The 25,048-nt window shown below is 73.0% G+C and carries 26 protein-coding genes; 10 read left to right on the forward strand and 16 right to left on the reverse strand.

Features of this window, described 5'->3' with window-relative positions:
• Window positions 1-18 precede the first annotated feature (18 nt).
• The 3 genes from ACIF6L_RS01575 to ACIF6L_RS01585 all read right to left on the reverse strand — a co-directional run bounded on the left by ACIF6L_RS01575 (window position 19) and on the right by ACIF6L_RS01585 (window position 3,395).
• Window positions 19-720: a hypothetical protein gene (locus ACIF6L_RS01575; protein ID WP_352286218.1), complete on the reverse strand. Its 702-nt coding sequence runs from the start codon at window positions 718-720 to the stop codon at window positions 19-21.
• A 357-nt stretch (window positions 721-1,077) separates the two neighbouring features.
• Complete coding sequence (locus ACIF6L_RS01580) at window positions 1,078-2,364, reverse strand: MFS transporter (protein WP_352286217.1); 1,287 nt, start codon at window positions 2,362-2,364, stop codon at window positions 1,078-1,080.
• 53 nt (window positions 2,365-2,417) lie between these two features.
• Window positions 2,418-3,395, reverse strand: coding sequence for an ArsR family transcriptional regulator (locus ACIF6L_RS01585; protein WP_352286215.1), 978 nt, complete (start codon window positions 3,393-3,395; stop codon window positions 2,418-2,420).
• A gap of 87 nt (window positions 3,396-3,482) precedes the next feature.
• Between ACIF6L_RS01585 and ACIF6L_RS01590 the strand changes: the two genes are divergently transcribed.
• The gene (locus ACIF6L_RS01590; RefSeq protein ID WP_359805103.1) at window positions 3,483-4,760 is read left to right on the forward strand and encodes an MFS transporter; all 1,278 of its coding nucleotides are present in this window, start codon (window positions 3,483-3,485) and stop codon (window positions 4,758-4,760) included.
• Between the two features lie 16 nt (window positions 4,761-4,776).
• Here ACIF6L_RS01590 and ACIF6L_RS01595 read toward each other — a convergent pair whose 3' ends face one another.
• The 4 genes from ACIF6L_RS01595 to ACIF6L_RS01610 form a co-directional block, all read right to left on the reverse strand.
• The gene (locus ACIF6L_RS01595; protein ID WP_359805105.1) at window positions 4,777-6,213 is read right to left on the reverse strand and encodes a PLP-dependent aminotransferase family protein; all 1,437 of its coding nucleotides are present in this window, start codon (window positions 6,211-6,213) and stop codon (window positions 4,777-4,779) included.
• Window positions 6,210-6,530, reverse strand: coding sequence for a hypothetical protein (locus ACIF6L_RS01600; protein WP_329488280.1), 321 nt, complete (start codon window positions 6,528-6,530; stop codon window positions 6,210-6,212). Before ACIF6L_RS01600 ends, ACIF6L_RS01595 begins: the two co-directional genes overlap by 4 nt.
• A gap of 61 nt (window positions 6,531-6,591) precedes the next feature.
• Entirely contained in the window at window positions 6,592-7,587 is a 996-nt protein-coding gene (locus ACIF6L_RS01605) for an NAD(P)/FAD-dependent oxidoreductase (protein ID WP_329488281.1), read from the reverse strand.
• A gap of 210 nt (window positions 7,588-7,797) precedes the next feature.
• Window positions 7,798-8,775 (reverse strand): ParB N-terminal domain-containing protein, encoded by a 978-nt coding sequence (locus ACIF6L_RS01610; RefSeq protein ID WP_329488282.1) that lies wholly within the window; start codon window positions 8,773-8,775, stop codon window positions 7,798-7,800.
• A 193-nt stretch (window positions 8,776-8,968) separates the two neighbouring features.
• Here ACIF6L_RS01610 and ACIF6L_RS01615 point away from each other — a divergent pair, with 193 nt between their 5' ends.
• Together ACIF6L_RS01615 and ACIF6L_RS01620 are read left to right on the forward strand one after the other, a co-directional pair.
• Complete coding sequence (locus ACIF6L_RS01615; RefSeq protein WP_329488283.1) at window positions 8,969-9,142, forward strand: hypothetical protein; 174 nt, start codon at window positions 8,969-8,971, stop codon at window positions 9,140-9,142.
• Window positions 9,143-9,253: 111 nt separating this feature from the next.
• Complete coding sequence (locus ACIF6L_RS01620) at window positions 9,254-10,498, forward strand: helix-turn-helix domain-containing protein (RefSeq protein WP_352286205.1); 1,245 nt, start codon at window positions 9,254-9,256, stop codon at window positions 10,496-10,498.
• 629 nt (window positions 10,499-11,127) lie between these two features.
• Here ACIF6L_RS01620 and ACIF6L_RS01625 read toward each other — a convergent pair.
• From ACIF6L_RS01625 to ACIF6L_RS01645, 5 genes are all read right to left on the reverse strand, one after another.
• Entirely contained in the window at window positions 11,128-12,645 is a 1,518-nt protein-coding gene (locus ACIF6L_RS01625; RefSeq protein ID WP_396485755.1) for a DHA2 family efflux MFS transporter permease subunit, read from the reverse strand.
• A 93-nt stretch (window positions 12,646-12,738) separates the two neighbouring features.
• A complete protein-coding gene (locus ACIF6L_RS01630) occupies window positions 12,739-13,227 on the reverse strand; it encodes a MarR family transcriptional regulator (protein ID WP_359834876.1) in 489 nt (162 codons plus the stop codon).
• 117 nt (window positions 13,228-13,344) lie between these two features.
• Window positions 13,345-14,616: a hypothetical protein gene (locus ACIF6L_RS01635; RefSeq protein WP_396485757.1), complete on the reverse strand. Its 1,272-nt coding sequence runs from the start codon at window positions 14,614-14,616 to the stop codon at window positions 13,345-13,347.
• 215 nt (window positions 14,617-14,831) lie between these two features.
• Window positions 14,832-16,517: an RICIN domain-containing protein gene (locus tag ACIF6L_RS01640; protein ID WP_396485759.1), complete on the reverse strand. Its 1,686-nt coding sequence runs from the start codon at window positions 16,515-16,517 to the stop codon at window positions 14,832-14,834.
• A gap of 249 nt (window positions 16,518-16,766) precedes the next feature.
• Window positions 16,767-17,006 carry a chaplin gene (locus tag ACIF6L_RS01645; RefSeq protein WP_329488290.1) on the reverse strand — a complete coding sequence of 80 codons (240 nt, stop codon included), beginning with the start codon at window positions 17,004-17,006 and terminating at the stop codon, window positions 16,767-16,769.
• A 231-nt stretch (window positions 17,007-17,237) separates the two neighbouring features.
• On the opposite strand from ACIF6L_RS01645, the gene ACIF6L_RS01650 reads away from it, so the two are divergent.
• The 4 genes from ACIF6L_RS01650 to ACIF6L_RS01665 all read left to right on the forward strand — a co-directional run bounded on the left by ACIF6L_RS01650 (window position 17,238) and on the right by ACIF6L_RS01665 (window position 18,929).
• Window positions 17,238-17,489: a chaplin gene (locus ACIF6L_RS01650; protein ID WP_329488292.1), complete on the forward strand. Its 252-nt coding sequence runs from the start codon at window positions 17,238-17,240 to the stop codon at window positions 17,487-17,489.
• Between the two features lie 311 nt (window positions 17,490-17,800).
• A complete protein-coding gene (locus ACIF6L_RS01655) occupies window positions 17,801-18,043 on the forward strand; it encodes a chaplin (RefSeq protein WP_329488293.1) in 243 nt (80 codons plus the stop codon).
• A 110-nt stretch (window positions 18,044-18,153) separates the two neighbouring features.
• Window positions 18,154-18,423 (forward strand): chaplin, encoded by a 270-nt coding sequence (locus ACIF6L_RS01660; RefSeq protein WP_329488294.1) that lies wholly within the window; start codon window positions 18,154-18,156, stop codon window positions 18,421-18,423.
• Window positions 18,424-18,542: 119 nt separating this feature from the next.
• Window positions 18,543-18,929 carry a hypothetical protein gene (locus ACIF6L_RS01665; RefSeq protein ID WP_396485762.1) on the forward strand — a complete coding sequence of 129 codons (387 nt, stop codon included), beginning with the start codon at window positions 18,543-18,545 and terminating at the stop codon, window positions 18,927-18,929.
• A gap of 90 nt (window positions 18,930-19,019) precedes the next feature.
• Here ACIF6L_RS01665 and ACIF6L_RS01670 read toward each other — a convergent pair whose 3' ends face one another.
• Window positions 19,020-19,676, reverse strand: coding sequence for a hypothetical protein (locus ACIF6L_RS01670; RefSeq protein WP_359834881.1), 657 nt, complete (start codon window positions 19,674-19,676; stop codon window positions 19,020-19,022).
• 301 nt (window positions 19,677-19,977) lie between these two features.
• Between ACIF6L_RS01670 and ACIF6L_RS01675 the strand changes: the two genes are divergently transcribed.
• From ACIF6L_RS01675 to ACIF6L_RS01685, 3 genes are all read left to right on the forward strand, one after another.
• Entirely contained in the window at window positions 19,978-20,322 is a 345-nt protein-coding gene (locus ACIF6L_RS01675; protein ID WP_313764319.1) for a rodlet layer protein, read from the forward strand.
• Between the two features lie 75 nt (window positions 20,323-20,397).
• A complete protein-coding gene (locus ACIF6L_RS01680; RefSeq protein ID WP_329488298.1) occupies window positions 20,398-20,742 on the forward strand; it encodes a rodlet layer protein in 345 nt (114 codons plus the stop codon).
• A 221-nt stretch (window positions 20,743-20,963) separates the two neighbouring features.
• On the forward strand, window positions 20,964-21,221 hold the full coding sequence (locus tag ACIF6L_RS01685) for a hypothetical protein (RefSeq protein ID WP_329488300.1): 258 nt from the start codon (window positions 20,964-20,966) through the stop codon (window positions 21,219-21,221).
• A gap of 68 nt (window positions 21,222-21,289) precedes the next feature.
• Here ACIF6L_RS01685 and hemB read toward each other — a convergent pair whose 3' ends face one another.
• From hemB to hemC, 3 genes are all read right to left on the reverse strand, one after another.
• Window positions 21,290-22,270 (reverse strand): porphobilinogen synthase, encoded by a 981-nt coding sequence (hemB, locus tag ACIF6L_RS01690; RefSeq protein ID WP_396485765.1) that lies wholly within the window; start codon window positions 22,268-22,270, stop codon window positions 21,290-21,292.
• A gap of 79 nt (window positions 22,271-22,349) precedes the next feature.
• The gene (locus ACIF6L_RS01695) at window positions 22,350-24,017 is read right to left on the reverse strand and encodes a uroporphyrinogen-III synthase (RefSeq protein WP_329488302.1); all 1,668 of its coding nucleotides are present in this window, start codon (window positions 24,015-24,017) and stop codon (window positions 22,350-22,352) included.
• Window positions 24,014-25,027: a hydroxymethylbilane synthase gene (hemC, locus tag ACIF6L_RS01700; protein WP_329488303.1), complete on the reverse strand. Its 1,014-nt coding sequence runs from the start codon at window positions 25,025-25,027 to the stop codon at window positions 24,014-24,016. Before hemC ends, ACIF6L_RS01695 begins: the two co-directional genes overlap by 4 nt.
• Window positions 25,028-25,048 lie beyond the last annotated feature (21 nt).

The raw sequence follows: 25,048 nt of genomic DNA on the forward strand, positions 1-25,048 counted from the left end.
CGCCCGTGCCGTTCTCACTCAGACCCCGGCGGGCTGCTTGCTGCCCACGGTCAGCTCGTAGAGCTCGGCGAAGTAGTCGCCGATGAGCTCCACGAAGGTCGTGAGGTCCTGGTACGCCTGCTTCGGGGTGCCGAACACCTCGACCGCGCGGGCGACCGTGCGGAACATCAGCTCGTCGTGGTCGTGCGACTCGTCGAACTCGATGTGGGTCGCGGTGCCCGCGACGAACTCGCGGCCGAAGTCCTCGGCGGCCTTGTTCGTGATGATCGGGTTGTAGCGGTCGGAGTACCACTCGACCAGCCAGTCCCAGACCGTCGTGGGCGCCGGGCCGCGCGAGTCGGCCTCAAGACGCAGGTAACCCATCAGCTTCTTGGTCGACGGGAAGACATCGGTGGCGTCGATGTCCTCCTGGGTGAGGCCGAACTTGAAGAGGTCACGGGTGAACATGCTCTCGTGGCCGAACTCCTCCGCCAGGTACTTGGCGAGGTGGGCGGCGAGGGTGTCGTCCTTCGAACCGACCTTGAAGAGGGCGTAGGTGTCGACCTCGTTGTTCAGCCGGATGCGAAGCACGGTCTCGGTGATGTGACGGATGTAGAAGTCCCGGTCCGTCCACTCGCCGGCGTGCAGCTCGCGCATCTTGGGGACGCGCTGGAACTGCTTCTCGATCAGCTCGGCCGCGAGGTTTTCGAGCTTCTCGCGGTCCAGGGTTTCCGCTGCCACTTGTTTTCCTCCTAGTACCAATGCGCTGCCATGCCAGGGAGACGCCACATACTGCTCCGAATGTGCGGCTCAATGGCGCATTCCCCGTCGATAAGGACGCTAGCAACCGGCGCGGTGGTCGGACAGTGCCAATTCACCATGCTTGGCACCATGGCCCCGCCGGGTGCCAGGACGCGAAAAGGCCGGTGGCCGGCTCGACGGATCGAGCCGGCCACCGGCCGGGAAATTACCAGGGGTCCGGAGAAACCACCCGCAGGAGAAATCGGACGGCGTCCGGAGAAACCGTGCGCGAATGGCGCGGGGCCGCCGCGGCCCGGCCGGAGATCATCCGGCCGGGGAATGCGGGGAAAGCGGAGGTCAGACGGTGGCGGGGGCCGCCGCGGGCTCGTCCTCCGGCGCCGTCGGGAGCTCCCGCATCGAGCGCAGCGGCGAGACCACCACCGGCAGGACGGCGAAGAGCTCGCCGACCACGCCCACCCACATCGCCGCCCGGACTCCGTACTTCTCGGCCAGCACACCGGCCAGCAGGGCGCCGATCGGCACCACGCCCCAGACCATGAAGCGGATCGTGGCGTTCATCCGGGCCATCAGGTGCTTGGGCGTCACCCGCTGCCGGAAGCTGACCTGGGTGACGTTGTAGATGATGAACGGGATCCAGCCCAGGCCGTGCAGCACGATGCCGAGGGCGAGCCGCCAGTCGTCCTGGTACAGCGGGAGGGCGAGGAACCAGCAGACCGTGCTGGCCACCATGCAGATCCAGATGGCCGGCCCCTGGCCCAGCCGGGCGACCACCCGCTCCGCCAGGACCGCGCCGGCGATGCCGCCCGCCGCCGCGGCGCTGAACACCAGGCCGACCAGCAGCGCCGACAGGTGCAGGGTGTCCGCCAGCAGGACGACCAGCAGCGAGATGCCGATGGTGCCCCACAGGTTGGAGATCGTCGCGGTGGCGGCGATCGGCCGCAGGATCGGGTGGCCGAGCACGAAGCGCAGGCCCTCGCCCATCTCCTTGCGCAGGTTGCTGTCCGGGCGGGGCTCGGCGCGCCGCTCGGGCCGGCGGATCCTGGTCAGGAAGAACGCGGAGCCCAGGAAGCTGACCGAGTTGATCGCGATGGCCAGCGGCGCGCTGAGCACGTTGATGACCGCGCCGGCCAGCCCGGGCCCGCCGACCTCGGCCACCTTGCGGGTCGCTTCGAGCTTGGCGTTCCCCTCGACCAGCTGCTCGTCGGCCACCAGCGACGGCAGCACGCTCTGGTAGGCCACGTCGAAGAAGAGGGTGAGCACCGAGGTGCCGAACGTGACGGCGTAGAGCTGCGTCAGCGTGAGCGCGTCGAAGGCGTGGGCGACCGGAATGGAGCCGAGCAGAATCGCGCGGCCCACATCGCCCACGATCATCACCCGGCGGTGCCGCATTCGGTCGACCCAGGCACCGGCCGGAAGGCCGAGCAGCAGGAATGCGAGGTACTGGAACATCGTGAGCAGTGTCACCTGGAAAGGCGTGGCGTCCAGCTCTTTGATCGCCAGATACGGCAGGGCCAGCAGCGTGACCGCCGAGCCGATCTGGCTGATGGACTGGCCGGCCCAGAGTTGCCGGAAATCGTGGTGGGAAATCAGGCTCTTTTTGGGCGCCGGGCTCGATTGGGACACCAGAGGAGCATGCTGCGCGGCCGGTCGGTCTGTCAACGCGATACCGCCCGGAACTACGCCTGCTGCAAGAGGGCCGTCCCCAGGTCACTGACCGTGTAATTCACCTCGCGCCGGTACCGGTGGCTGGTGACCAGTCCGGCGTCGCGCAGCACCGCGAGGTGCTGGGAGACCGCCCCCAGGCTGAGCCCGGTACGGGCGGCCAGCTGGGTGGTGGTGGCCGGCGAGGCGGTGCAGGCCAGCAGCTGGGCCCGGCTGCGGCCGAGCAGCCGGGCCAGACCGTCGCCGGCGCTCTCCCGGCGCTCCCAGAGCACCCCGAGCGCCCGGGAGGGGTAGACCGCGCCGGGCGGGGTGGCCCGACGGGCGGTCAGCAGGTGGCAGCGGCCCGCGAAGGCGCTGGGGGTGAGGGTGATGCCCGCGCCGCCGAGGTCGAGCCCGGCGGCCGGGAGGTCCGGCGAGACCAGGCGGTCGCCGACCCAGTGCAGGCTCGGGTGGAGGCCGCCCAGCACCTGCTGGATGCCGTCCTCGGCGAGCTGGCGGGTGCGGTGGGCGATGTCCGCCTCCAGGACGGCGCGGATCCGCGGCCAGTGCGGCTTCACGGCCGCCAGCCACCAGGCGTGCACGGCCTCGGCCAGCTCGGGCAGGGCCCGCTCCGGGTCCTCGGCCAGCAGCCGCTCGAACGGCGGGGTGGGCCGGCCCGGGCAGGCCGGGTCGAGGCCGGCCCGAACCTCCTCCGCGGGGGTGGCCAGCATGATCGCCAGCTCCTCCTCGATCTCGGCCAGCGGGCAGCGCGGCGACGGGGTCAGGAAGGCCGGCCCGTGGTCGCGCCTCGGCAGCAAGGCGGAGAGCGCCGCCGTGCGAACGACCAGCGAGCGGTCCTGCCGCAGCGCCAGCGCCCTTCTGATCCACGGCAGATGGACCACGTGCCGGCCCGGGTCGGCGACCGCCCGGAGGCTGGCGACCGTCTCCCAGAGCGGCGAGATCGCGAACCTGATGTTGACGATGTCGTGCACGCCGAACCGCAGTTCACCCATGGCCTCGTCCTCCGCCCGCCCCTGCGAGGTTTTCGCCCAGACTAAAACAATGGCCGTTCCGGCTCCAGGGTGGTGGTGTTGGCCGCCATGACGCCGCCTCGCACCAGTCTCCTCCGCCATACCGACTTCCGTCGGTTCTGGGCGGCCGACTCGGTGAGCCAGGCGGGCACCGCCGTCACGCTCATCGCCCTGCCACTCGTCGCGATCGGCACGCTGAAGGCCACGCCCTTCCAGGCGGGCCTGCTGGTGACCTTCGAGTACCTGGCCTTCCTGCTCATCGGCCTGCCGGCCGGCGCCTGGGTGGACCGGGTGCGCCGGCGCCGGGTGATGGTCGTCGGCGACCTCGGCCGGGCCGCCCTGCTCGCCTCCGTCCCGATCGCCTCCTGGCTGGACTGCCTGACGCTCCTCCAGCTGTACGGGGTGGCCTTCGGGATGTCGGTCTGCACCGCGTTCTTCGACGCGGCGCACGGCAGCTACCTGCCGCACCTCGTGGAGGACGACCAGCTGGTGGAGGCCAACGTCAAGATCGAGGCCAGCCGCAGCACCATCCAGGTCGGCGGGCCGGGCGCGGGCGGGGTGCTGGTCGGCGCGCTGACCGCACCGGTCGCGATCGTGGTCGACGCGGTGAGCTTCGTCCTCTCGGCGCTCTTCGTGGGCCGGATCAAGCGGCCCGAGGAGCGGCCCGAGATCCACCCCGACGCCAGCCTGCGGGCCGAGATCGGCGAGGGGCTGCGGTTCGTCTTCGGTGACCGGCTGCTGCGCTCGATCACGCTGACCGCGGCGATCTCCAACATGTGCGGCACCATCGGTGCCTCGATGCTGCTGGTGCTGCTGGCCGGCGAGCTCCACCTGTCGCCGTTCCTGTGCGGCCTGGTGTTCACCGCGGAGGCCGTCGGCGGCCTGATCGGGAGCCTGGTCACGGTGCGGATCGTGACCAGGTTCGGCCAGGGGCCGGCGATGTGCGCGGCGATGATCACCAGCGCCGTGCTCTGGCTGCTGGCGCTGCCGATGTACCAGGCCGACTGGCGGTTCGCGGTCGCCCTGGCGCTCCAGGCGCTGGGCTGGGTGGTCTTCATGACCTTCAAGATCACCGGGGTGGCGTTCCGCCAGCAGCTCTGCCCGAAGCCGCTGCTGGGCCGGATGACCGCGACGGTGCGCTTCCTGGTCTGGGGGGCGATGCCGCTGGGCGCGCTGATCGGCGGGGTGCTGGGCCAGAGCATCGGCGTCCGCCAGGCGATGTGGGTCGGCGTGATCGGCGAGCTCTTCGCCGTCCTGCCGGTCCTCCTCTCGCCGCTGCGGCGGATGCGCGAACTGCCGGTCGCACCCGCGCCGGCGGGCGGGGCGCCGCTGGCGCTGGCCCCGTGACGCCGGCCCGCCGGCATCAGGCCGCCGCCTGCGTCCGCCGGCTCCCCCGGCCGGTCAGCTGGACCTCCCGCCAGGCCTCCGCGAGGCGCTCGCAGCCCGCGACCAGCGTCCGCTCGTCGGCGACGAAGGGGATCCGGATATGGCTCTCCAGCGTGCCGTCCACGCCGAACCGGCCGCCGGAGAGGATCTCCAGCCCGCGCCGGCCCGCCGCCTGCGCCAGCGGCGAGCCCAGCCTGGCGCCGAGGTCCACCCAGAGCGAGAGCCCGCCGTGCGGCAGCGTGAACCGCCAGTCGGGGAAGTCCCGCGCCAGCAGGTCGACCAGCACCCGGCGGCGCTCCAGCAGCAGCTCCCGCCGCTCCCGCAGCAGGCCGGCGCCGGCCTCCAGCACCCGCAGCGCGATGAGCTGGGTGAGCAGCGAGTTGCCGGTGTCGACGAGGTTGCGCAACCCGATCAGCCGGGCGATCACCGACTTGGAGGCGCGGATCCAGCCGACCCGCAGGCCGGCCCAGCAGGTCTTGCTCATGGTGCCGATGGTGATGACGTGATCGGGCGTCGACCAGGCGGCCATCGGCGGCGGAAGCTCGCCGCCGTCGAGCGCGAGTTCGCGCAGCGCCTCGTCCACCACCAGGTACGTCCCGGAGCCGCGCGAGGCGTCGACGATCGCGGACCGCGCGGAGTCCGGCATCACCAGGCCGGTCGGGTTGTGGAAGTCCGGCATCAGGTAGGCCAGCCGCGGCGCCTCCTGGCGCAGCGCGGACTTCCAGACGTCGGTGTTCCAGCCGTCGGCGCCGAGGCCCACGGTCAGCAGCCGGCGGCCCAGCGCCCTGGTCAGGTCGAGCACGTTGGGGTACGTCGGGCTGTCGGTCATCACCGCCTCGCCCGGGCGCGACAGCAGGCGGATGAGCAGGCCGAGCGCGTGGTCGGCGCCGGCCGTCACCAGGATCTGGCCGGGGTCGGTCGGCGCACCCCGGCGGGTGAAGTCCTCGGCGATCGTCCGGCGCAGGTCGGCCACCCCTGCCACGTCGTAGCCGAGCAGGTGGGAGTAGCGGCCGAGGTCACCGGCGGCCAGCCGGGTCGCGGTGCCGAGGACGGCCTCCGGCGCGGGCAGCGAGGCCACCGCCAGGTCGATCGACCCGGCGCTGCGGGCCGCCAGCGAGTACGGGGCCCGCGTCCGCCGGCCGGGCTCCGGCAGCCGGACGAACGAGCCCGCCCCGCGGTCGCTCGCCAGGAAGCCCCGCTCACGCAGGATCCGGTACGCGGCGGTGACGGTGTTGCGGCTGAGCCCGCACTGGACGGCGAAGGTCCGCTCGGCCGGGAGCCGGGCACCGGCCGGCAGCCGGCCGTCGGAGATCAGCACCTGGAAGGCCTCCGCGAGGTCCGCGTAGGCCGGGCCGGCCGCTCTCCACTCGCCGAGCATCCGCACGACCTGGGAGGCCGTCAGCGCGTAGCTCAACGCGCCGACGGACCGGCGGAGGCGAGGTCCGCTTCGGTCCCGCTGAAGGGGGAGTTCAGCCGGACGCCCACCGAGCAGGGCACCGGACCGGTCCGGGCGGCGGTGGCGTTGGTCAGCATCTCGCCCAGCTGCCGGGCGTTCTCCTCGGTGAGGATGAACTCGATGCGGTCGCACCGCTCGGAGTTCCGGCCGTGCCGGCCGACCAGGACGTGGAGGGAGACGTTGCCCTCCGCGTCGAGCGTGGCCGTGACCGTCCCGTCGACCACTCCGGGGATCACGTCGCTGAACTGGCCCGAATCAATCTGAGGTGTCGTCATCATTGGCTTCCTCTCATCGGTGTGGCGGCACGCGCCGGGGCGCGTCGGGGCGGTCGTCGGCTCAGGCCGGACCGGACTGCGGGAAGTCGGAGGAGTGCTCCGGGGCCAGCTGGGCGCCGGGGCGCAGCGCCACGGCCGCGTGGTTCACGGCGGTGGCGGCCTCGCCGAACCCGACCGAGATCAGCGGGACCCGGCCCTCGTAGGTGCAGCCGTCACCGACCGCGTAGACCTGCGGCAGGCTGGTCCGCATCGCCGGGTCGACCAGGATCTGGCGGTTCTCCAGCTTCAGGCCCCAGTCGGCGATCGGGCCCAGCTGGGAGGAGAAGCCGAGCGCGGCGACCAGCGCCTGGGCGGGCAGCTCCAGTTCGCCCTCGGCCCCCCGGACGGTGACGCCCTCCAGCCGGTCCGCGCCGTGGCAGGCGGTGACCTGGGCGTCGGTGACGACCCGGACCGGGGCGGCGTACAGCTGCTTCACGCTGTGCTCGTGGGCCCGGAAGCTGCCGCGCCGGTGGACGACGGTGACCGACCGGGCGATCGGGGCCAGTGCCAGCGCCCAGTCCACCGCGCTGTCGCCGCCGCCGACGATCACCACGTCCCGGTCGCGGTGCTCCTCCAGCCGGGGCACGTGGTAGGCGACGCCCCGGCCCTCGAAGGGCAGCGAGCACGGCAGGGTGCGGGGCACCACGCGGCCGATGCCGGCCGAGATCACCACCGCCCCGGCGAGGACCCGGCTGCCCGCGTCGGTGGTGATCTCCCACCCGGCGCCGTTCGGCGTGAGGGTGGTGGCGGTCTGCCCGAGCAGGTAGCGGGGGTCGAAGGTCGCCGCCTGCTCCAGCAGGTTGTCGACCAACTCCCGCCCCTTGACCGCGACATGGCCGGCCACGTCGTACAGCCGCTTCTCGGGGTACAGCGCGGCGACCTGGCCGCCCGGCTGCTCCAGCGCGTCGATGACCGCGCTGGTCAGGCCGCGGAAGCCGGCGTAGTAGGCGCCGTACAGGCCCGCGGGGCCGGCTCCGACGATGGCGATGTCGACAGTGGACTCGGTGGCTGGCGCCACGGCCGTCTCCTTTGGTGTTCGGAAGCAGGGATGGTCGCGGTCCGGCCGGCCAGGGCGCCGGCCCGGGATCCGGGGCCGGCGGTGCCGGCGCGCTGCGGGCGCCGGGCACGGGAGAAGGCGGGACGGACGCGCGGAGAGCCACCACGCCGGTGGCTCTCGTCGCACTCACGGCAGCAGCGCGTCGATCCTCGCAACGCCCCTGATCGAGCGTCAAGAAGCCTTGGGTCGGCCATCGTCCGGAACGTCGGCGCGCTGGGCGAGCTCCTCGGCGAAGCGGCTCCACTCGCGCGCGAAGCTGCTCGCCAGGTCGGCCACGGCGGCGGCGCAGTGCGGCGGCACGGCGGCGATCAGCTCCTGACCGGTCCGCGCGTCGAAGTCGTGGGTGCCCAGCCAGCGCAGCAGCAGCCGGCCGGATTCGGTGAACCGCAGCGACGGGTCCTTGGCGAGCCGCTCCAGGATGCCCGACCGGTCGGCCGGCTCCGGGGTCCGGGACCGCTGGGCGGTCCGGGCCGGGAGGGCGCGGCGGTCCTGCCGCGGGACCCGGCCGGCCAGCCGGAGCGGGTCCTCGCCCTGCCGCAGCAGCCGGCGCACCTCGTGCGCGGTGCTGGACGAGATGCCGACGGCCTGCGAGATCTCCCGCAGGGTCGCCTCGGGCCGCTCGGTCAGCAGCGCGACCGCGGCCCGGCGCCCCTCGACCGGATCCACCGGACGGATCCGCCCGTCCTGGCCGACCCGGGCGCTCGACTGAGGATTTTCCTCGCTCGACCGGCGCCGGATCGCCCCCACGGTCTTCGGCGACAGCCCGGTGGTGCGGGCGATCGCCCGGTCCGACCAGCCCGGGTGGGAGGCGAGGATCCGGGTGGCCGCCGCCCGGCGGTCCCCCAGGGTCAGCGGGAGGCCGTGCGCCACGTTGGCCTCCACCGAGCGGATGAAGATCTCCTCCTCCGGCCCGTCCAGGTACCGCACCCTGATCTGGCGCTCGCCGCGCATGGCGGCGGCGCGCAACCGGTGCATGCCGTCGACCACCCGCCGGGTGGCCCGGTGCACCAGGATCGGGTCGAAGGCCGTCCCACTCTGGGCAAGCGTCTCGACATGTCCGCTGTCCTCGCCCGCGAGCCGCGGCGAGTCGGCCGGCCTCAACTCCGCGATCGGCACGCTGTTGACCTCGGACGTGACAGCCCCCGTCACTGCCACCACCCCCTTCTCCGCTACAGCCTCATAAGACAGCACCCTTCGATCGCTTGCCAAGTTTGTCAATCTCTTTGGCAGATGCTTGTCAAATAACCCCAGGTGGGCTACGTTGCCGCTGCGGAGTGATCGGGGGGAAGCCGGCCCGTACCGCCGCCAGGATTCACTGCTGAACAACCCTAGGGAAAGCACGATGAACACACTCCGCCGCACGCTCGCGCTCACCGGACTGGCGGTGGTCCTCGCATTCGGCGCCGCCCAGAGCATCCATGCCCTGACGGCCCACTCGGGCTCCGCCACCACGGCCGGGAAGGACATCACGATCGTCGTACCGGACGGCAAGGAGGGCGACATCGAGTGGCCGTGAGCCGCTCCGACCAGCCCTGATCCCACTGCGCGCGGGCCCCGGTTGACAGAATTGCCGGGGCCCCGGTGCGGGCTTGACAAATGACGGTGGCGCTGTGGCAGTGTCGTCGCCATGCTCCAGACGTCCCTCCAAACCCTGCCACAGCCCTACTTCGGCATCCGGCTACGGACGATCCGGCAGAACCGAGGCATCTCGCAGGCCCAGCTGACAGGGCCCGGCATGTCCGCCGCCTACCTCTCCCGTCTGGAGTCGGGCAGCCGCCCGCCGACCGACCGCGCGGTGGCCTACCTCTGCGACAAGCTGGACCTGCCGCTCTCGTCGTTCCAGGCCGAACCGACCGACCGCACCGCCGAGACGCTCGCCATGGTGGTCTCCGGGAGCGACGCCGAGGACGCCACCCGGATGCTGCTGGACACCGTGCAGCAGGGCGTCCCGACCCACCCCGCGCTGCGCTGGCAGTCCCTCTGGATGCTGGCCGAGAACCAGCGCAAGAGCGGCGCCCGCCAGGACCAGCAGCGCACCCTGCAGTCGCTCACCGAGCTGAGCGACCAGATCGAACACCCGCATCTGCAGGTCAGAGCCAGGGTCCAGCTCGCCCGATGTCAGAGGACCACCGGCGACGTCCCCGCCGCCCACCGGATGGCCACCGAGGCCTACGCACTCGCCACCGAGCACCAGCTCTCCCGCAGCGACCTGACCCGCACCCTGCTCGTCCTGATCTCCGTCGAGGCCGAGACCGGCCGGCTGGTCGAGGCCCTTGACCACACCGACCAGGTGCTCCGGCTCGTCGACGAACTCCCGGTCACCCTGCGCGCCGAGACGTTCTGGACGGCCGGCAGCATCCGGATCCGCCAGGGCCGGCACGCCGAGGCCGCCGCCCTGCTGGAGCAGGCCATGGACCTGCTGGGCGCCGGCAACGAGGAACTCGTGCTCTGGATGCGGCTGAGACTCGCCGCCGCCTCGCTCTACCTGCGGATGGACCCGCGCCGCACCGACCAGGCCGAACGCCGGCTCCGCGAGGCCGCCCCGGCCGTCGAGCTGCTGAACCTGCCGGTCCACCAGCAGGAGTTCCTCACCCTCCGGGCCCACCTGGCCTTCCACCAGGACGACCACCCGGCCGCCCGGGAGCTCTGCGAACGGCTCGGCGACCACCCCGAGCACCTGTCCTTTCGGGACCGCGTCCGGCACCTCATGCTGCGCAACCAGCTGCGCATCCTGAACGGTGAGCGCGACGCCGCCATCCGGGAACTCGAACAACTCGCCCAACAGGCCCAGGAAGCGGCCAACATCGACCTCGCCTCCGAGGTCTGGCGCTCCCTCGCCGTCACGCTGGCCCAGGCCGAACGCCCCGCCTGAGCCGACCGGTCCGCCTTCCGGTCACCGTCGGTCACGATCCGACCCACCGGTGGAGTACGGACCCCGCTCGAACGTCGCGACGCGATGTGCCGGCGGCCGGAGAACCCGGCTCAGCACTCGCGCACCGCGCCCCCTCGGTGGCCCCCGTGCCGACCCCGCCGGCCGCCACCCGCGCAGCACCCCGCCTCCTCCGCCGTCGCCGTCCCTCGCCGCCGGTCGTCTCGTGCTGCCCCCGCACCGCCCTCACGCTGCCCTCGCGTACTGCCCCGTCGCACGGCCTCGCGGTGCCCTTTCGTGCGCTCCCGCGCTCCCTGTGACTCCCCCGGCCGCAGCGCCGCGCTCCGGCGCACGCCGGGGCGGGAGGACGGCCGGGTGCCTTTCCCCATCGCCACGGATTCCGTCCTGAATTTGGCGATGATCACACCTAATGCCCATATCCGGAAGATCTCCGGCCACTTAGCACCGTTCCGCGAACCCACGAAGACCGGCATAGCCGACATGTCCCGACGGGGGACATGAGAATTGCCCCGGAATCCCTTCCGAATCCTTGACAGCCCGCCCCGTCCACGCCGCGACAGCCCTGCGGGCCACCGGGGCGGATGCCCCGGTGGCCCGTCCGGTTCGGCGGGTCAGAGCACCGCCGCCGCGGGCCGTTCGGCGGAGCTCGCGGCCCCGGCGGGCTTCAGGACGACGGCCGTGACCACCAGGGCCAGCGCCAGCAGCCCGGCCGCGACCGCGAAGGCCAGGCGGAACCCGCCGGTCAGCGCCTCGGCCGCGGGGTGTCCGACACCGCTCAGGGTTCCGGTCCGGGCGGCGGCGAGGGTGGTGAGGACGGCGACGCCGAGGGCCGCGCCGACCTGCTGGGTGGTGTTGAAGAGGCCGGAGGCGGTGCCCGCGTCCGCCGCGCCGGCGCCCGACATGCCCAGCGCGGTCAGGCCGGAGAGCACCAGCCCGCCGCCGCCGATCAGCAGCATGGTCGGCAGCAGGTGGACGGCGTAGTCGGCGTCCGCCGGCAGCCGGACGAGCAGCCCGAGCGCGGCGACCAGCAGGGCCAGTCCGGCCATCAGGACGTTGCGCTCGCCGAAGCGGGCGTTCAGCCGGGCGGAGAGGAAGAGCGACACGGCTCCGATGGACACCGCTGCCGGGAGCATGGCCAGACCGGTCGCGGCCGCGCCGTAGCCGAGCACGTTCTGCAGGTAGAGCGCGAGCAGGATCTGGAAGCCGAACATCCCGGAGATCGCGAGGACCTGCACCACGTTCGCCCCGGCGACGGTCCGGGAGCGGAGCATCCGCAGCGGCAGCAGCGGCTGGGCGGCGCGGGCCTGGCGCAGCAGGAAGCCGGCCAGCAGCAGGGCGGCGAGCGCGCCCAGGCCGAGGGTGCGGACGGAGGCCCAACCGTGCTCGCCGGTACCGACGATGGTGTAGATGCCGAGCATCAGGGCGGCGGTGATCAGCACGGCGCCGAGGGTGTCGGCGCCGGCCCGCAGGCCCGGGCCGCGGTCGGTGTCGAGCACCCGCACCGCGAGCAGTACGGCGGCGAGGCCGAGCGGCAGGTTGATCAGGAAGATCCAGTGCCAGTTCAGGGCCTGGGTGAGGACGCCGCCGAGGACCTGGCCGATCGAGGCGCCGGCCGCGCCGACGAAGCTGAAGGCGCCGATCGCCCGGCCGCGCTCGCCCGGCTCGGGGAAGAGCGTGACGATCATGCCGAGGCTGACCGCGGAGGCCATCGCCCCGCCGACGCCCTGGAGGAAGCGGGCCGCGATCAGCATGCCCTGGCCGGTGGCCACCGCGCAGAGCACCGAGGCAGCGGTGAAGAGGGCGAGCCCGGCGACGAAGACCCGCTTGCGGCCGATCAGGTCGCCGAGCCGGCCGGCCAGCAGCAGCAGTCCGGCGAAGGCGATCAGGTAGGCGTTGACCGTCCAGGTCAGATCGGCCGACGAGAAGCCGAGGTCCGCCTGGATGGCCGGCAGCGCCACCGTGACGATGGAGCCGTCCAGGATGATCATCAGCATCCCCGCGCAGAGCACCGCCAGGGCGAGCGCACGGGAACGGGCCGAGGCGGCCCGGGTCGGGGCGGGCGCGTCCGGGGCGGATGCGCTCCGGGCCGGTGCGCCCGGGGTGGGCGTGCTGGGGGCGTGCGTGGTCATGGCGGGTCTCCCGGTTCGTCGAGTACCGGGTATGACGCTAGCAGATTGTTTTGTTCGGGACTATCTTTCTCGGGAAGGTCTCTTTCGAGATACTCAGTTCCGGGAGCGACGGGCCCGGCGGACCGTCCGGTCGCTCTCCACCGGCTCCGCCAGATGCCCGCCCACCAGCTGGGTCAGCGCCGAGACGAAGACCGTCCGCTCGGGCTCGGGCAGCGACTCCAGCACCTCGCGGTGCACCCGGTCGGCGATCGCGGTGCCCTCTTCGACGGCGCGCTCGCCCGCCTCGGTGACCGAGATGATCCGGGCCCGGCGGTCGGTGGCGGACGGGCGGCGCTCCGCCAGGCCCGCCTTCTCCAGCTCGTCCACGGTGACGACCATGGTGGTCTTGTCCAGGTCCGACAGCTCGGCCAGCTGGATCTGGGTGCGCTCGGTCTCCAGCGCGTGGAACAGCACGCAGTAGGCGCGCGGGGTGATCCCGAGCTCGGTGAAGGCGGCCGCCATCCGGGTCGCCAGGACATGGCTGGCGTGGTCCAGCAGGCCGGAGAGGTCTCGGATCCGGCGCACCGGCGGGCTCGTCGTCATACGTCCGAGCGTAGCAAGGCCGTCTGCCGGCAGATGATCCCGTGAACAACGATCCCGCGGGGCGGCGGCCCGCAGTACCGGCGGGCGGGCGGGGCAGGGCGGCGGGTGCGGCCCGGCCTACGGAATGCCGAGCTCGAACAGCGCGTACCCGGCGTACCAGCCCGCCGCGAGCGTCGGCATCGCGCACAGGCCCAGCAGGGTGGGCACCTTCACCCGGCGCAGCGCGACCGCCAGCCCGATGAAGAGCGGGAAGGCGGGCAGCAGGTAGCGCGAGATGTTGCCGAAGATCTGGTTGCTGCTCAGCGCGGTGAAGACGGTCAGCAGCGTGTAGACCACCAGGACCAGCGGCGGCCGGATGCGCAGCAGCAGCACCAGCAGCGCGGGCAGGAGCATCAGCAGGGCCACCGCGATCAGGTCGGGCGCGGGGTTGGACTGCCAGAAGTCCCAGTGCCCGGTGATCACGTCCAGGAAGGTGCGCGAGGTGGAGGCGCCCCAGTCGAAGTAGCGGTTCCAGGCACCCCGCTGCAGCTTGAAGTAGCCGCCCCAGTCGCCCATCCGGTAGCCGACCCAGCCGACGTACCAGAGCAGGCCCCACGGCGTGATCAGCATCGCGGTCAGCGGTCGCGCGACGCCGTCGGTGCGCCGGACCAGAGCCACCAGCGCGGAGATCGAGACGGCCGCGATCAGCGCGGCGGCGGTGGGCCGGTTGAGGCCGGCCGCGAAGGCGAGCAGGCCGGCGGCGAGCCAGCGGTGGGTCATCACGCAGTAGCAGGCCCAGGCGGAGATGGCGACGAACAACGAGTCCGAGTAGACCGCCCACTCGACGCCCGACCCCGGGAAGAGGCCCCAGATCACCGCCGCGATCACCCCGGCCCGGAACCCGCCGAGCCGCTCGGCGACGGCGAAGACGCCGGCCGCCGCGACGAACGAGGCCACCACCGAGACCGCGATGCCCGACCCGTAGGGGCCGAGCCCGGTGACGGCGCCGACCAGGCGCATCAGCCACGGGTAGAGCGGGAAGAACGCGGCCGAGTTCTCGTAGTAGGTGGCGAGCGGGAAGCCGTGCAGCGGGACCAGCTGCGGGTGGTAGCCGTTCTCGGCGATCCGCTGGTACCAGACGCCGTCCCAGGTACCGAGCACGTCCCAGGGCTGGGCGCCCCCGCCGCGGCCCGGCTCCTTCCGGAGGAAGTCACCGGTGTGCGAGAGCAGCAGCAGGAGCACGGCCAGGCCGGTGGCCTTCACCACCGCGTACGCGCCGAGCGCGGGCGCGAACCGGTCCACGACGGCGCCGAGGCGGCCCTGCCGCCCGGCCTCGGCCGAGGGGGCGCCGGTGCCGGACGGCTCGGCGCTCGCCGGCTCCGCGCTCGATGTACTCGATGCCGTGCTCATCAGCTCTGGACTCCCGCCCCCGCTCGTGGTCGGCGCGGCCACGATCGCGCCGCCGAGCGAGCCTACGGCACGGGATCGGGCCTCTCCGGCCGACCTTCCGGTGCCGCCCCGGGCCGGTCGCGGACCCGCCCCGGGCCCGCCCCGGACCGGGCGCGGCCCCGGGCAGCGGGCCGCCGCCGCCCGGGTGGGGGCGGCGGCGGGGTGGGCGGGGCGGGTCAGCCGTGCAGGTAGACGATGCCGAGCTTGGTGAGCCGCCAGAGCTGGTCGGCGGCGCCGGTGTCGGTGGCGAGCTCGACCAGGGTGTTGCCCTTGGCGTCGCGGCTGCCGCCGGCGGTGGCGACCTTGGTGCGGTCCTGGGAGTCGGCCAGCTTGTAGAGGCCGTCGCCGGCCGGCTCGAAGACCCAGTGCTGGTTGCCGCCGCCGTTGCAGCCCCACTGCTGGAGCCGGGTACCGGGGGCGGTGGAGCCGGCGTCGGCGTCCAGGCACATGTTCCGGTTGCCGCTGAAGTCGAGCTCGTAACCGCCGCCCTGCTCGGCCTCCAGGACGAAGGACTGGTTGAGCCCGCCGGTGGGGGTGTAGGTGAGGGCGCCGCGGCCGTTGGTGGAGTCGCCGTAGGTGCCGCCGCCGGAGAAGTCGAGCGCCTTGCCGTCGGCGGCGGAGGTGAGCTGGTACCAGGCGCCGTCCTCCGGCCCGTCGCCGAACGGCTTCCCCGGGGTGAGCGGCTGGATGGAGGTGGTGTTCCGCTGGTCGAGGGTGCAGTAGGCCTGCTGCTGGTCCGGCCTGGCGTAGAACTGGCCGAGGCAGACGCCCTCACCGCGGTAGCCGGCCACCCGCAGGTGGTAGGACTGGCGGACCATGTTCATGCAGAGGCCGGGGATGCCGATCTGCTGGTCGCAGCCGTTGCGGATCCACTCGGCGAGGTTGATCACATCGCCGTTGGTGTACTCGTACGGCGAGCTGGTCCACTCGGCGCAGACCTCGTGGCCGAAGGCGACCCGGCGCTGGTCCAGGTACCGGACGCCGGGCACCTGTTCGGCCGCGGCGCGCAGGGTGTCGCTGAAGAGCGGAACCACCCAGTTGTGGCCCCAGGCGAGGTCCTCGGGGAACGCCGGGCAGCCGTCGGCGACCTTGCCGACGTAGTCGTTGCGGCGGATGTCCGGGGTGATCGGGTTGAAGTAGGACTGGTAGACCAGCTGGTAGGCGTTGTCGGCGTAGCCGGCCCGGCGCATGGTCTGCCGGATGTCGCGCAGCGCCGCGACCACCTTGGGCTGGACCGCCCTGGCCCGCTCGGCGATCTCCGCGCTGCCGATGGTGTCGCGGCAGCCCTGGTCCTTGGGGAGGGGGAAGTACTGCGCGAGGCAGTGCATCATGATCCCGCTGAAGTCGAAGTCGTCGTTGGCGCCGATCGTGACGACGACCATCTTGACGTCGTACCGGCCTGCCACGTCCGCGAGTTGGACGTCCTGCTTGGGCTCGCCGAAGTCCCCGCTGCCGGGGCCGGTGATGGCGGCCAGTTCGGGGTCGCTGACCAGGTCGCCGGTCTGGGCGCCGGAGCAGGCCAGGTCGATCGGGGTGACGTCGGGGATGCCGGTGACGAAGATCTCCGACTTGGGGTGCCGGTGGCAGTAGTTGGTGGGCGAGTCGGTCTCGGGGAAGTAGCCGTCACCGGTGTCGGTGCCGGCGCCCTCCCCGGAGATGGCGCTGTCGCCGAGGGCGACGACCGCGGCCGGGCGGCCGGTGGCGGAGGCCGCGGAGGAGGCACCGGAGTCGGCGAGGGCGGTGGGGGCGCCGACCAGACCGAGGGCGGCGACGAGGGCGCCCGTCGCGAGCAGTGCGCCGTAGGGGGAGCGGCGCGCGACCGACCGGGATCCGCGCGCGCCTGACAGGGGTGACCTGATCACTCGTGACTCCTTGCGGGGTGGGGGCCGCCCGGCCGGGGACGCCGGACGGTTCGGAGCAAAGAAAGGTGAGCAGGTCTCATATTCTAGGTACTGACAAGTAACGCAACAAGGCTCCGGACAGCACCGGCCGGGACGCCCCCGGCCGGGCCCGCGTCCGCCGGCGGCGCCGGAGAACGCGGAGAGCCGCCGCCCCGCGCCCCAGGAGGGAAGCGCGGAACGGCGGCTCGCGCCGGCCGAACCGGGCGTCGGTCAGCCCGCGTTGACGCAGTGGTTGCCGAACGCCGGGTTCAGCAGACCGATGATGTCGATGGTGTTGCCGCAGAGGTTGACCGGGACGTGGACCGGCACCTGGACCTGGTTGCCGGAGATGACGCCGGGGGAACCCGCGGCGACACCCTCGGCGCCGGAGCTGGCCATCGCGGTGCCGGCACCGGCCGCCACGATGCCTACCACGGCGGCACCGACGGCGGCCGTCTTCTTGATGCTCATAGGAGCCTCCTGACTGATCGACAGAACTGCACGGGGAGTGCGACATCTAGAACGACACCCGTCCGGCCCGGTTGCTGCACCGCCCCCTTTGTCACCCGGCTGGCCCAACGGGCCCGGGCCTCCCGGCATTCGGGTGATCACCGGACCCGACCGTTTCCCTCCGGCCACTGCCTCGTTCTCCCTCTCGGAACCCGTTCCGCACAGGCCCACGAGACGAATCGAGTACCGCACATGCGCAAGCTCGCCCACGGCGCCCTCGGCACGGCGGCCACCGCCGCCCTGCTGGCCGCCGGCGCCGGCGTCGCCGTCGCCCACCACGCCCACGGCGCGTCCGCCGAGGGCGTCGCGGCCGGCTCGCCCGGGGTGGCCTCGGGCAACCAGTTCGAGATCCCGGTGCACGTCCCGGTGAACCTGTGCGGCAACTCCGTCGATGTCGCCGGCCTGCTCAACCCGGCCTTCGGCAACCACTGCGCGAACGCCTGAGCCGGCGCGGAACGGCCGCCCGGCCCACCGGGCGACCCATCGACTCCGGGAGATCCGCCGCCGGTCCGAGCCCGTCCGGAATCGCTCCTGGTCGCGCGTCTGCGCGAGTTGTTCCCGGCCGTGCGGGAATTCCTCGCGACGCGCTGGTGCAGCGGCGGCCTCCCATCGTCCAAGCCACGGGCGACACGCGCCACTTGGGCCGCCAGAGTGACAATCACGGCAATCCCAGAAACCAGCGGGCGATGATTTCCCTTCGCCCGGCTCCCGACTCATTCCATTTACGGTCGGGCAGAAAACGGAGGAAGAACCACATGCGTAACCTCAAGAAGGCCGCCGCCCTGTCCCTCGCCGCCGCCGGCCTGGTCGTCGGCGCGGCCGGCGGCGCGTTCGCCAGCTCCGGTGCCGAGGGCGTCGCCGCCGGCTCCCCCGGTGTGCTCTCCGGCAACCAGATCCAGATCCCGGTGCACATCCCGGTCAACGTCTGCGGCAACTCCATCGGGGTCATCAGCATCCTGAACCCGGCGTTCGGCAACAACTGCGCCAACATCGGCTGAACCGGCGGTCGCCGCACCGGCGACGGCAGTTCCACCGAGTCCGTGCCGCATCCCGCCCCCGGGCGGGGTGCGGCCCGCTCAACCCGTGTGTGATCGAGGAGATCAACCCCATGCAGAACGTGAAGAAGGCCGCCGTCCTCTCCGCCGCCGCTGCCGGCCTGGTGCTGGGCGCGGCGGGCTCCGCCGCCGCCAGCTCCGGTGCCGAGGGCGTGGCCGCCGGCTCGCCCGGCGTGCTCTCCGGCAACCAGCTGCAGATCCCGGTGCACATCCCGGTGAACCTCTGCGGCAACTCCGTCAACGTGATCGGCGCCCTGAACCCGGCGTTCGGCAACAGCTGCGCCAACGTCGAGGCGCACCCGCAGCCCGCCGACGACTGCTGATCCCCGATCGGCACGCGTACCGGCCGAACTGCCCCCCGTCCAGCCGGTCGGGGGGCAGTTCGGCATACCCGGGCGCAGTACGGCCGCCCGGGGACCCGATCTCCCGAAGGTGACTGAGCATGGTTGCGAAGAGCATGGTTTCGATGAAGAGCGGGGCCGGCCTGGCCGCCGCCCTGGGCGCCGCGATGCTGCTCGGCGCCGGCGCCGGCACGGCGCACGCGGCGCCGGCCGAGGGCGGCGCCAGCCTGGCCAAGACCGACCTCGCCCAGGCGCTGGGCGGCACCACCACCGGTCTCGGCTACGGCATCGCGCCGGTCAAGGACCTGCGCATCGACCCCTGGGCCAACTCCTCCGCCGACGTGCTGAACAACGGCGCGACCGTCCACCCGGAGGACACCGGCCTGGCCCCGGTCAGCACCAGCACGCTGACCGGTCCGCTGAGCGCCGGCGGCGGTCCGCGCGACCTGCCGGTCGTCGGTCAGCTGCTCGGCGCCCTGCCGGGCTGAGCACCGGCGCCGCACGGCCGGGAGCCCGGCGCGCCCTCCGCGGGGAGGGGGCGCCGGGCTCCCGTGCGCGCCGGGTCGGCCCGGACCGGCTCAGAGCTGGGCGAGCCCGGTCAGACCGCTCTGCTCCACGACACCGGTGGTGGTCGCCGTGGCGGTCGTGGCGAGGTCCCCCACCGAGTCGGTGACGGAGATCCGCTCGTCCTCGTTGCCGAGCGTCGCCTTGGCGCCCGGGACGGCCTGCACCGCGCCGGTGACCAGCCGCGGGTCGATCTCGCCGACCTTGAGCGTGCCGTCGGCCAGCTGCCCGGTGCCGTCCTGGGCCAGCGCGAGCGGCTTGCCCAGGCCGATCCCGGGGGTATCGGCGTGCAGCGGGGCGGCCGGGGCCTCCAGCAGCAGCTCGCCGAGGTCGGCGCCCTGGTCGACCAGCGGCAGCGGGAGCTCCGCCTTGGCCGAGGGGCCCACCTTGCCGGTGCCGAGCTGGGGCACGATCCGCTCCGGGAGCAGCTCGTTGCCGGTGGTGCGGCCGGGCACGGCCGGCATCACCAGGGAGGTGGGGATGCCACCGGAGATGCGGCTGTCGAGAGGTGCGAGCGGGACGTCGAGGGGGACCTGCTGGGTGGCCAGCCGGTCCTCCAGGGCCCCGACCTGGTCGGGACTGACCGCGGCGGCGGAGGCCGCGCCCTGGGAGGCGAGCACGCCCGCACCGACCGCCAGCAGCATCGCGCCGGCCCGCTTGGAGAACTTCATGCTTTTCACCGTTCTGCCTGTCCGTACTGGGGATCTGGGGGTCGGCCGCGCGCAGGGCGCAGCCGAAAGCCATCTGTCTCAACGAGACACCCGGAGCCCTGATTGCGGCCGTTAACCGGTTCGGCCTAATAATCCGACCGGAATCCCCCGGAAGTCGCGCCTCCCGGACTCTTTTCAAGAATCCCCGTAACCTTCCGTGGCGTCATTCTTTGATCTGAATGTCAGTGACCGCAGACCGGGCCTGAGCGTTCTACGCGTTGTACGCACGGAAACCAAAAGCATTCCAGAGAGGGATCTCCCCATGATCCAGAAGTCCTTCGCCGCCGCCGGCCTGGCCGTCGCCGCGCTGGCCGCCGCTGCGGCGCCGGCCTCGGCCATCGCGGACTCGGACGGCTCCGCCGCGTCCCTCCAGGGCAACGGCGGGACCAACTTCACCGGCACCGTCGGTGACAACAGCCCGAACTTCCACTTCCTGGACAACGCGAACGTCTGCCTCCCCGAGATCCACAACATCGCGGTCGGCGTGCTCGGTGTGGCCGTCCCGGTCGAGGTCCCGATCGCCAACAGCGGTGGCAAGCAGTACTGCACCCAGGGCCAGGGCACCCAGAGCAAGGGCGACTCCGGCGTCTCCCACCTCATCGGCTGACCTGCCGACCCCGCACCACCTCCTGAACCACCCTTCGAATCGCTCCCCGATTCATCCCCCGAGAGGAAACCCGAAATGATCAAGAAGACCCTCGCCGCCGCCGGCCTGGCCGCCGCCGCCATCGCGATGTCCGCCGGTTCGGCCTCCGCCATCGCCGACTCGGACGGCTCGGCCGTCTCCGCCCAGGGCAACGGCGGCACCAACCAGACCGGCACCCACGGCAACAGCTCGCCGAACTTCCACACCCTGGACAACGCGAACATCTGCCTGCCGGAGGTCCACAACATCGCGGTCGCCGTCATCGGCGTCGCGGTTCCGGTCGAGGTCCCGGTCCTGAACAGCACCCCGAAGCAGATCTGCAACGTCGGCCAGAACACCCAGTCCTCGGGCGACGCGGGCGTCTCGCACCTGATCGGCTGATTGCCGCCACAGGACAGCGACGGAGGGCCCGGGGACGTGTCCCCGGGCCCTCCGGGCTTCGGTGGATCGACTGTCCGGTCGGCCCGTACCCACGGGCGCGGGCCGTCCGGGTGACAGGCCGTCGGGGCGGCGCGTGGAGCGCCGCGGCCGACGGCAGCGTGTGTTCACGTGTCAGTGGCAGGGCGCTCCGACCGAGCGCTCCGGAAGAGAGGGCAGATCCAATGAAGAACAAGCTGGGCAAGGCCGCGCTGACCGCCTTCGGCGCGCTGGCGCTCGCGGGTGTCGCCACCCCGGCGTTCGCGCACGTCGGCCTGGCCGGTGGCGGCGAGTTCGTCGCCTCCGCGCACCCGGTGTTCGCCGCCGGTGAGTGGTACGGCCTCGCCCACACCTCGCACATCCACACCGGCGCGCATGCGTTCGGCGCCGCCACCTCCACCGACGCGCTCGGTGGCCTGGAGGGCTTCGCCCACGTCGGCTGACGCCCGGGTGGTACGACGGAGGCCGGACCCCGCCCGGGGTCCGGCCTCCGTCGTGCTCACGGCTCCGACTACTTGATCATCGCGGCGGTTTCGAGCGCCCAGTAGGTGAGGATCTGCTCGGCCCCGGCCCGGCGGATCGAGGTCAGCATCTCCAGGATCATCCGCTCCCGGTCGATCCAGCCGTTGGCCGCGGCGGCCTCGACCATCGCGTACTCGCCGGAGACCTGGTAGGCGACGACCGGCACCGGCGAGGCGTCGGCCACCTGGCGCAGGATGTCCAGGTAGGCCATCGCGGGCTTGACCATCACCAGGTCGGCGCCCTCGGCGACGTCCAGCTCCAGCTCGCGCAACGACTCCCGGGCGTTCGCCGGGTCCTGCTGGTAGCTCTTGCGGTCACCCTTCAGCGAGGAGCCGACCGCCTCGCGGAACGGGCCGTAGAACGCCGAGGCGTACTTGGCGGTGTAGGCGAGGATGCCGGTGTCCTGGTGCCCGGCCTCGTCCAGGGCCTTGCGGATCACCCCGATCTGACCGTCCATCATCCCGGACGGGCCGACCAGGTGGACGCCCGCGTCCGCCTGCACGCGGGCCATCTCGGCGTAGCGCTCCAGGGTCGCGTCGTTGTCCACGCTGCCGTCGGCGGCCAGCACGCCGCAGTGGCCGTGGTCGGTGTACTCGTCCAGGCAGAGGTCGGACATGACCACCAGGGAGTCGCCGACCTCGGCGACCACGTCCCGGATCGCCTGCTGCAGGATGCCGTCCGGGTTGGTGCCCTCGCTGCCGACCGCGTCCTGCACCGCGGGCACGCCGAACAGCATGAGGCCGCCCAGGCCCGCCTCGGCCGCCTCGACCGCGGCCTTGCGCAGCGTGTCGCGGGTGTGCTGGACCACGCCCGGCATCGACGACACCGGGACCGGCTCGCGCACGCCCTCGCGGACGAACAGCGGCAGGATCAGCTCCGCCGGGTGCAGCCGGGTCTCGGCGACCAGCCGGCGCATCGCCGGGGTCGAGCGCAGCCGGCGCGGGCGAACGTACGGGAATTCAGCGGACACGGCTTCTCTCTCCGAACGGTTGGGCGGCGCCGGGGGCGACGGTCGGCCGCCCCCGGCCTCGGTTGGTCGGGCGCCGGCCTCAGCGCGCCTTGCGGCGCGAACCGGGACGGCGCTCGCTGGGCCGGTAGACCGGCTCGCCCGCCGCGGTCGCGGTGTCGCGACGCCTGGCCCCGAAGTCTGCCAGGGCCTGGGCCAGCGCGGCCGCCGACGGCGCCGGGGCCATCACGTCGACCCGCAGGCCGTGCTCCTCCGCGGTCTTGGCGGTGGCCGGGCCGATGCAGGCGATGACCGTGACGTTGTGGGGCTTGCCGGCGATGCCGACCAGGTTCCGCACGGTCGAGGACGAGGTGAACAGCACCGCGTCGAAGCCGCCGCCCTTGATCGCCTCGCGGGTCTCGGCCGGCGGCGGCGAGGCGCGCACCGTCCGGTAGGCCGTCACGTCGTCGACCTCCCAGCCCAGCTCGACCAGCCCGGCGACCAGGGTCTCGGTCGCGATGTCGGCGCGCGGCAGCAGTACCCGGTCGATCGGGTCGAACACCGGGTCGTACGGCGGCCAGTCCTCCAGCAGCCCGGCGGCGGACTGCTCGCCGGACGGCACGAGGTCCGGCTTCACGCCGAAGTCCACCAGGGCCTGCGCGGTGGTCTCGCCGACCGCCGCCACCTTGATCCCGGCGAACGCCCGGGCGTCCAGGCCGTACTCCTCGAACTTCTCGCGGACGGCACGCACCGCGTTCACCGAGGTGAAGGCGATCCACTCGTAGCGGCCGGTGACCAGGCCCTTGATCGCCCGCTCCATCTGCTGCGGGGTGCGCGGCGGCTCGACCGCGATGGTCGGCACCTCCTGCGGCACCGCGCCGTACGAGCGCAGCTGCTCGGAGAGGCCGGTGGCCTGCTCCTTGGTGCGCGGCACCAGGACGTTCCAGCCGAACAGCGGCTTGGTCTCGAACCAGGAGTGCGAGGCGCGGTGCGCGACCTGCTCGCCCACCACGGCTATCACCGAGGTCGCCGGGTCCACCGGGGCGGAGACCGGCGAGGGCAGCACCCGGGCCACCTTGAGGTCCGCCGCGATGGTGGCCAGGGTGGCGGTGAAGGTGCGCTGGCGGGTGGTGGTGCCGGAGAGCGTCGCGCTGAGCGCCGACTCCGGCTTGCGGCCGTTGGAGACCAGCGCGTTGGCGGTGGCCGGCAGCTGGCCCAGGGTGGTGCGCACCACCAGGGTCGTCTCCGGCGCGCCCAGGTCCACCGGGCTGCCGGCGAGCAGCGCGGCGCCGTCCACGAAGCGGACGTCGGTACCGCCCACACCGCGCAGCGGGACACCCGCGTAGGCCGGCACGCCGACCGACTGGGCGACGCCCGGGATCACCTCGAAGTGGATGCCGTGGCCCGCGCAGCCGAGCATCTCCTCGGCGGCGCAGCCGTCCAGGCCGGGGTCGCCGTCGACGGTGCGCACGACGTGCTTGCCCGAACGGACCGCCTCGGCGACCAGCTCGGCCAGGTCGAACTCCGGGCCCTCGGCGCCGGGGGTGTGCACCTGCACACCGGCCGGACAGTGGCTGCGCACGGCGGCGGCGGTGAGCGGGTCGGCGACCAGGACGTCGGCCGAGGACAGCACCTCGACCGCGCGCAGGGTCAGCAGGCCCGGGTCCCCGGGGCCCGCGCCCAGGAAGGTGCACCGGCCCGCGGCGGGCGTCCCGCCCGGGAAGGGGCTGTCGGCCGGGAACGGCGTCTCGGTGGCGGCGGTGGGGCTCATCGGGCTCGCTCCCCCATCAGGGCGGCCGCGCCCGCGTCGAGCAGCCGGGCGGCCAGCGCGCGGCCGAGGGCCGCCGCCTGCCGCTCGGCGGTCTCGTCGAGGACGATCGGACCGTTGGCGGACATCTTCAGCAGGGTGGCGCCGTCGACGGTGCCGACCACGCCCTCCAGCCGCAGTTCGTACTCGTGGCCCCAGGTGGCCAGCGCGGCGACCGGTGCGGAGCAGCCGGCCTCCAGGGTGGCCAGCAGGGCGCGCTCGGCGGCGACCGCGGCCCGGGTGGGGGCGTGGTCGAGGGCCGAGAGCGCGGCGGCCAGCTCACCGTCGGCGCGGGCGCACTCGATGGCGAGCGCGCCCTGGCCGGGTGCCGGGAGCATCAGCTCCGGGTCGAGGTGCTCGGTGACCTCGGCGGCGCGGCCGAGCCGGTTCAGGCCGGCGGTGGCCAGCACCACCGCGTCCAGCTCGCCGGAGGCCACGAAGCCGATCCGGGTGTCCACGTTGCCGCGGATCGCCACCGTCTCGATCTGGGCGCCCCGGCCGCGGGCCCAGGCGTTGAGCTGGGCCATCCGGCGCGGGGAGCCGGTGCCTATCCGGGCGGTGCGCCCGGCGCCGGCCAGCTTCTCCACCAGCTCGTCCAGGGCCAGGCCCTCGCGCGCCACCAGGGCGTCGCGAGCGTCCTCGCGCGCGGGGACGGCGGCCAGCGCCAGCCCCTCGGGCTCGGCGGTGGGCAGGTCCTTCAGCGAGTGCACGGCGAAGTCGATCCGGCCCTCCAGCAACGCGTCCCGCAGGGCGGAGACGAAGACGCCGGTGCCGCCGATCTGCGCCAGCGCCTCCTTGGAGGTGTCGCCGTAGGTGGTGATCTCCACCAGCTCGACGGGGCGCCCGGTGACCCTGGTCACCTCGCGGGCGACCATGCCCGACTGGGCCATGGCGAGCGCGCTGCGCCGGGTGCCGAGCCGCAGCGCTGCTGCGGTGGCGGCCGGGGCCTGGTCGGTGAGCGGTTGACCATTCATGAGGTGATCGTCCCGGTGGTA

Origin of the sequence: Kitasatospora sp. NPDC086009 (genome assembly GCF_044540385.1) — a bacterium.
GTDB lineage: Bacteria > Actinomycetota > Actinomycetes > Streptomycetales > Streptomycetaceae > Kitasatospora.

Bases quoted from the DNA above. Each gene is read 5' to 3' on its own strand.
- ACIF6L_RS01630 (WP_359834876.1), bottom strand. From the start codon at position 13,227: ATGACGACGAGCCCGCCGGTGCGCCGGATCCGAGACCTCTCCGGCCTG.
- hemC (WP_329488303.1), bottom strand. From the start codon at position 25,027: ATGAATGGTCAACCGCTCACCGACCAGGCCCCGGCCGCCACCGCAGCA.
- ACIF6L_RS01660 (WP_329488294.1), top strand. From the start codon at position 18,154: ATGCAGAACGTGAAGAAGGCCGCCGTCCTCTCCGCCGCCGCTGCCGGC.
- ACIF6L_RS01665 (WP_396485762.1), top strand. From the start codon at position 18,543: ATGGTTGCGAAGAGCATGGTTTCGATGAAGAGCGGGGCCGGCCTGGCC.
- ACIF6L_RS01655 (WP_329488293.1), top strand. From the start codon at position 17,801: ATGCGTAACCTCAAGAAGGCCGCCGCCCTGTCCCTCGCCGCCGCCGGC.
- ACIF6L_RS01620 (WP_352286205.1), top strand. From the start codon at position 9,254: ATGCTCCAGACGTCCCTCCAAACCCTGCCACAGCCCTACTTCGGCATC.
- ACIF6L_RS01675 (WP_313764319.1), top strand. From the start codon at position 19,978: ATGATCCAGAAGTCCTTCGCCGCCGCCGGCCTGGCCGTCGCCGCGCTG.
- ACIF6L_RS01645 (WP_329488290.1), bottom strand. From the start codon at position 17,006: ATGAGCATCAAGAAGACGGCCGCCGTCGGTGCCGCCGTGGTAGGCATC.
- ACIF6L_RS01585 (WP_352286215.1), bottom strand. From the start codon at position 3,395: ATGGGTGAACTGCGGTTCGGCGTGCACGACATCGTCAACATCAGGTTC.
- ACIF6L_RS01695 (WP_329488302.1), bottom strand. From the start codon at position 24,017: ATGAGCCCCACCGCCGCCACCGAGACGCCGTTCCCGGCCGACAGCCCC.
- ACIF6L_RS01650 (WP_329488292.1), top strand. From the start codon at position 17,238: ATGCGCAAGCTCGCCCACGGCGCCCTCGGCACGGCGGCCACCGCCGCC.
- ACIF6L_RS01600 (WP_329488280.1), bottom strand. From the start codon at position 6,530: ATGACGACACCTCAGATTGATTCGGGCCAGTTCAGCGACGTGATCCCC.
- ACIF6L_RS01685 (WP_329488300.1), top strand. From the start codon at position 20,964: ATGAAGAACAAGCTGGGCAAGGCCGCGCTGACCGCCTTCGGCGCGCTG.
- ACIF6L_RS01590 (WP_359805103.1), top strand. From the start codon at position 3,483: ATGACGCCGCCTCGCACCAGTCTCCTCCGCCATACCGACTTCCGTCGG.
- ACIF6L_RS01635 (WP_396485757.1), bottom strand. From the start codon at position 14,616: ATGAGCACGGCATCGAGTACATCGAGCGCGGAGCCGGCGAGCGCCGAG.
- ACIF6L_RS01615 (WP_329488283.1), top strand. From the start codon at position 8,969: ATGAACACACTCCGCCGCACGCTCGCGCTCACCGGACTGGCGGTGGTC.
- ACIF6L_RS01680 (WP_329488298.1), top strand. From the start codon at position 20,398: ATGATCAAGAAGACCCTCGCCGCCGCCGGCCTGGCCGCCGCCGCCATC.
- ACIF6L_RS01625 (WP_396485755.1), bottom strand. From the start codon at position 12,645: ATGACCACGCACGCCCCCAGCACGCCCACCCCGGGCGCACCGGCCCGG.
- ACIF6L_RS01670 (WP_359834881.1), bottom strand. From the start codon at position 19,676: ATGAAGTTCTCCAAGCGGGCCGGCGCGATGCTGCTGGCGGTCGGTGCG.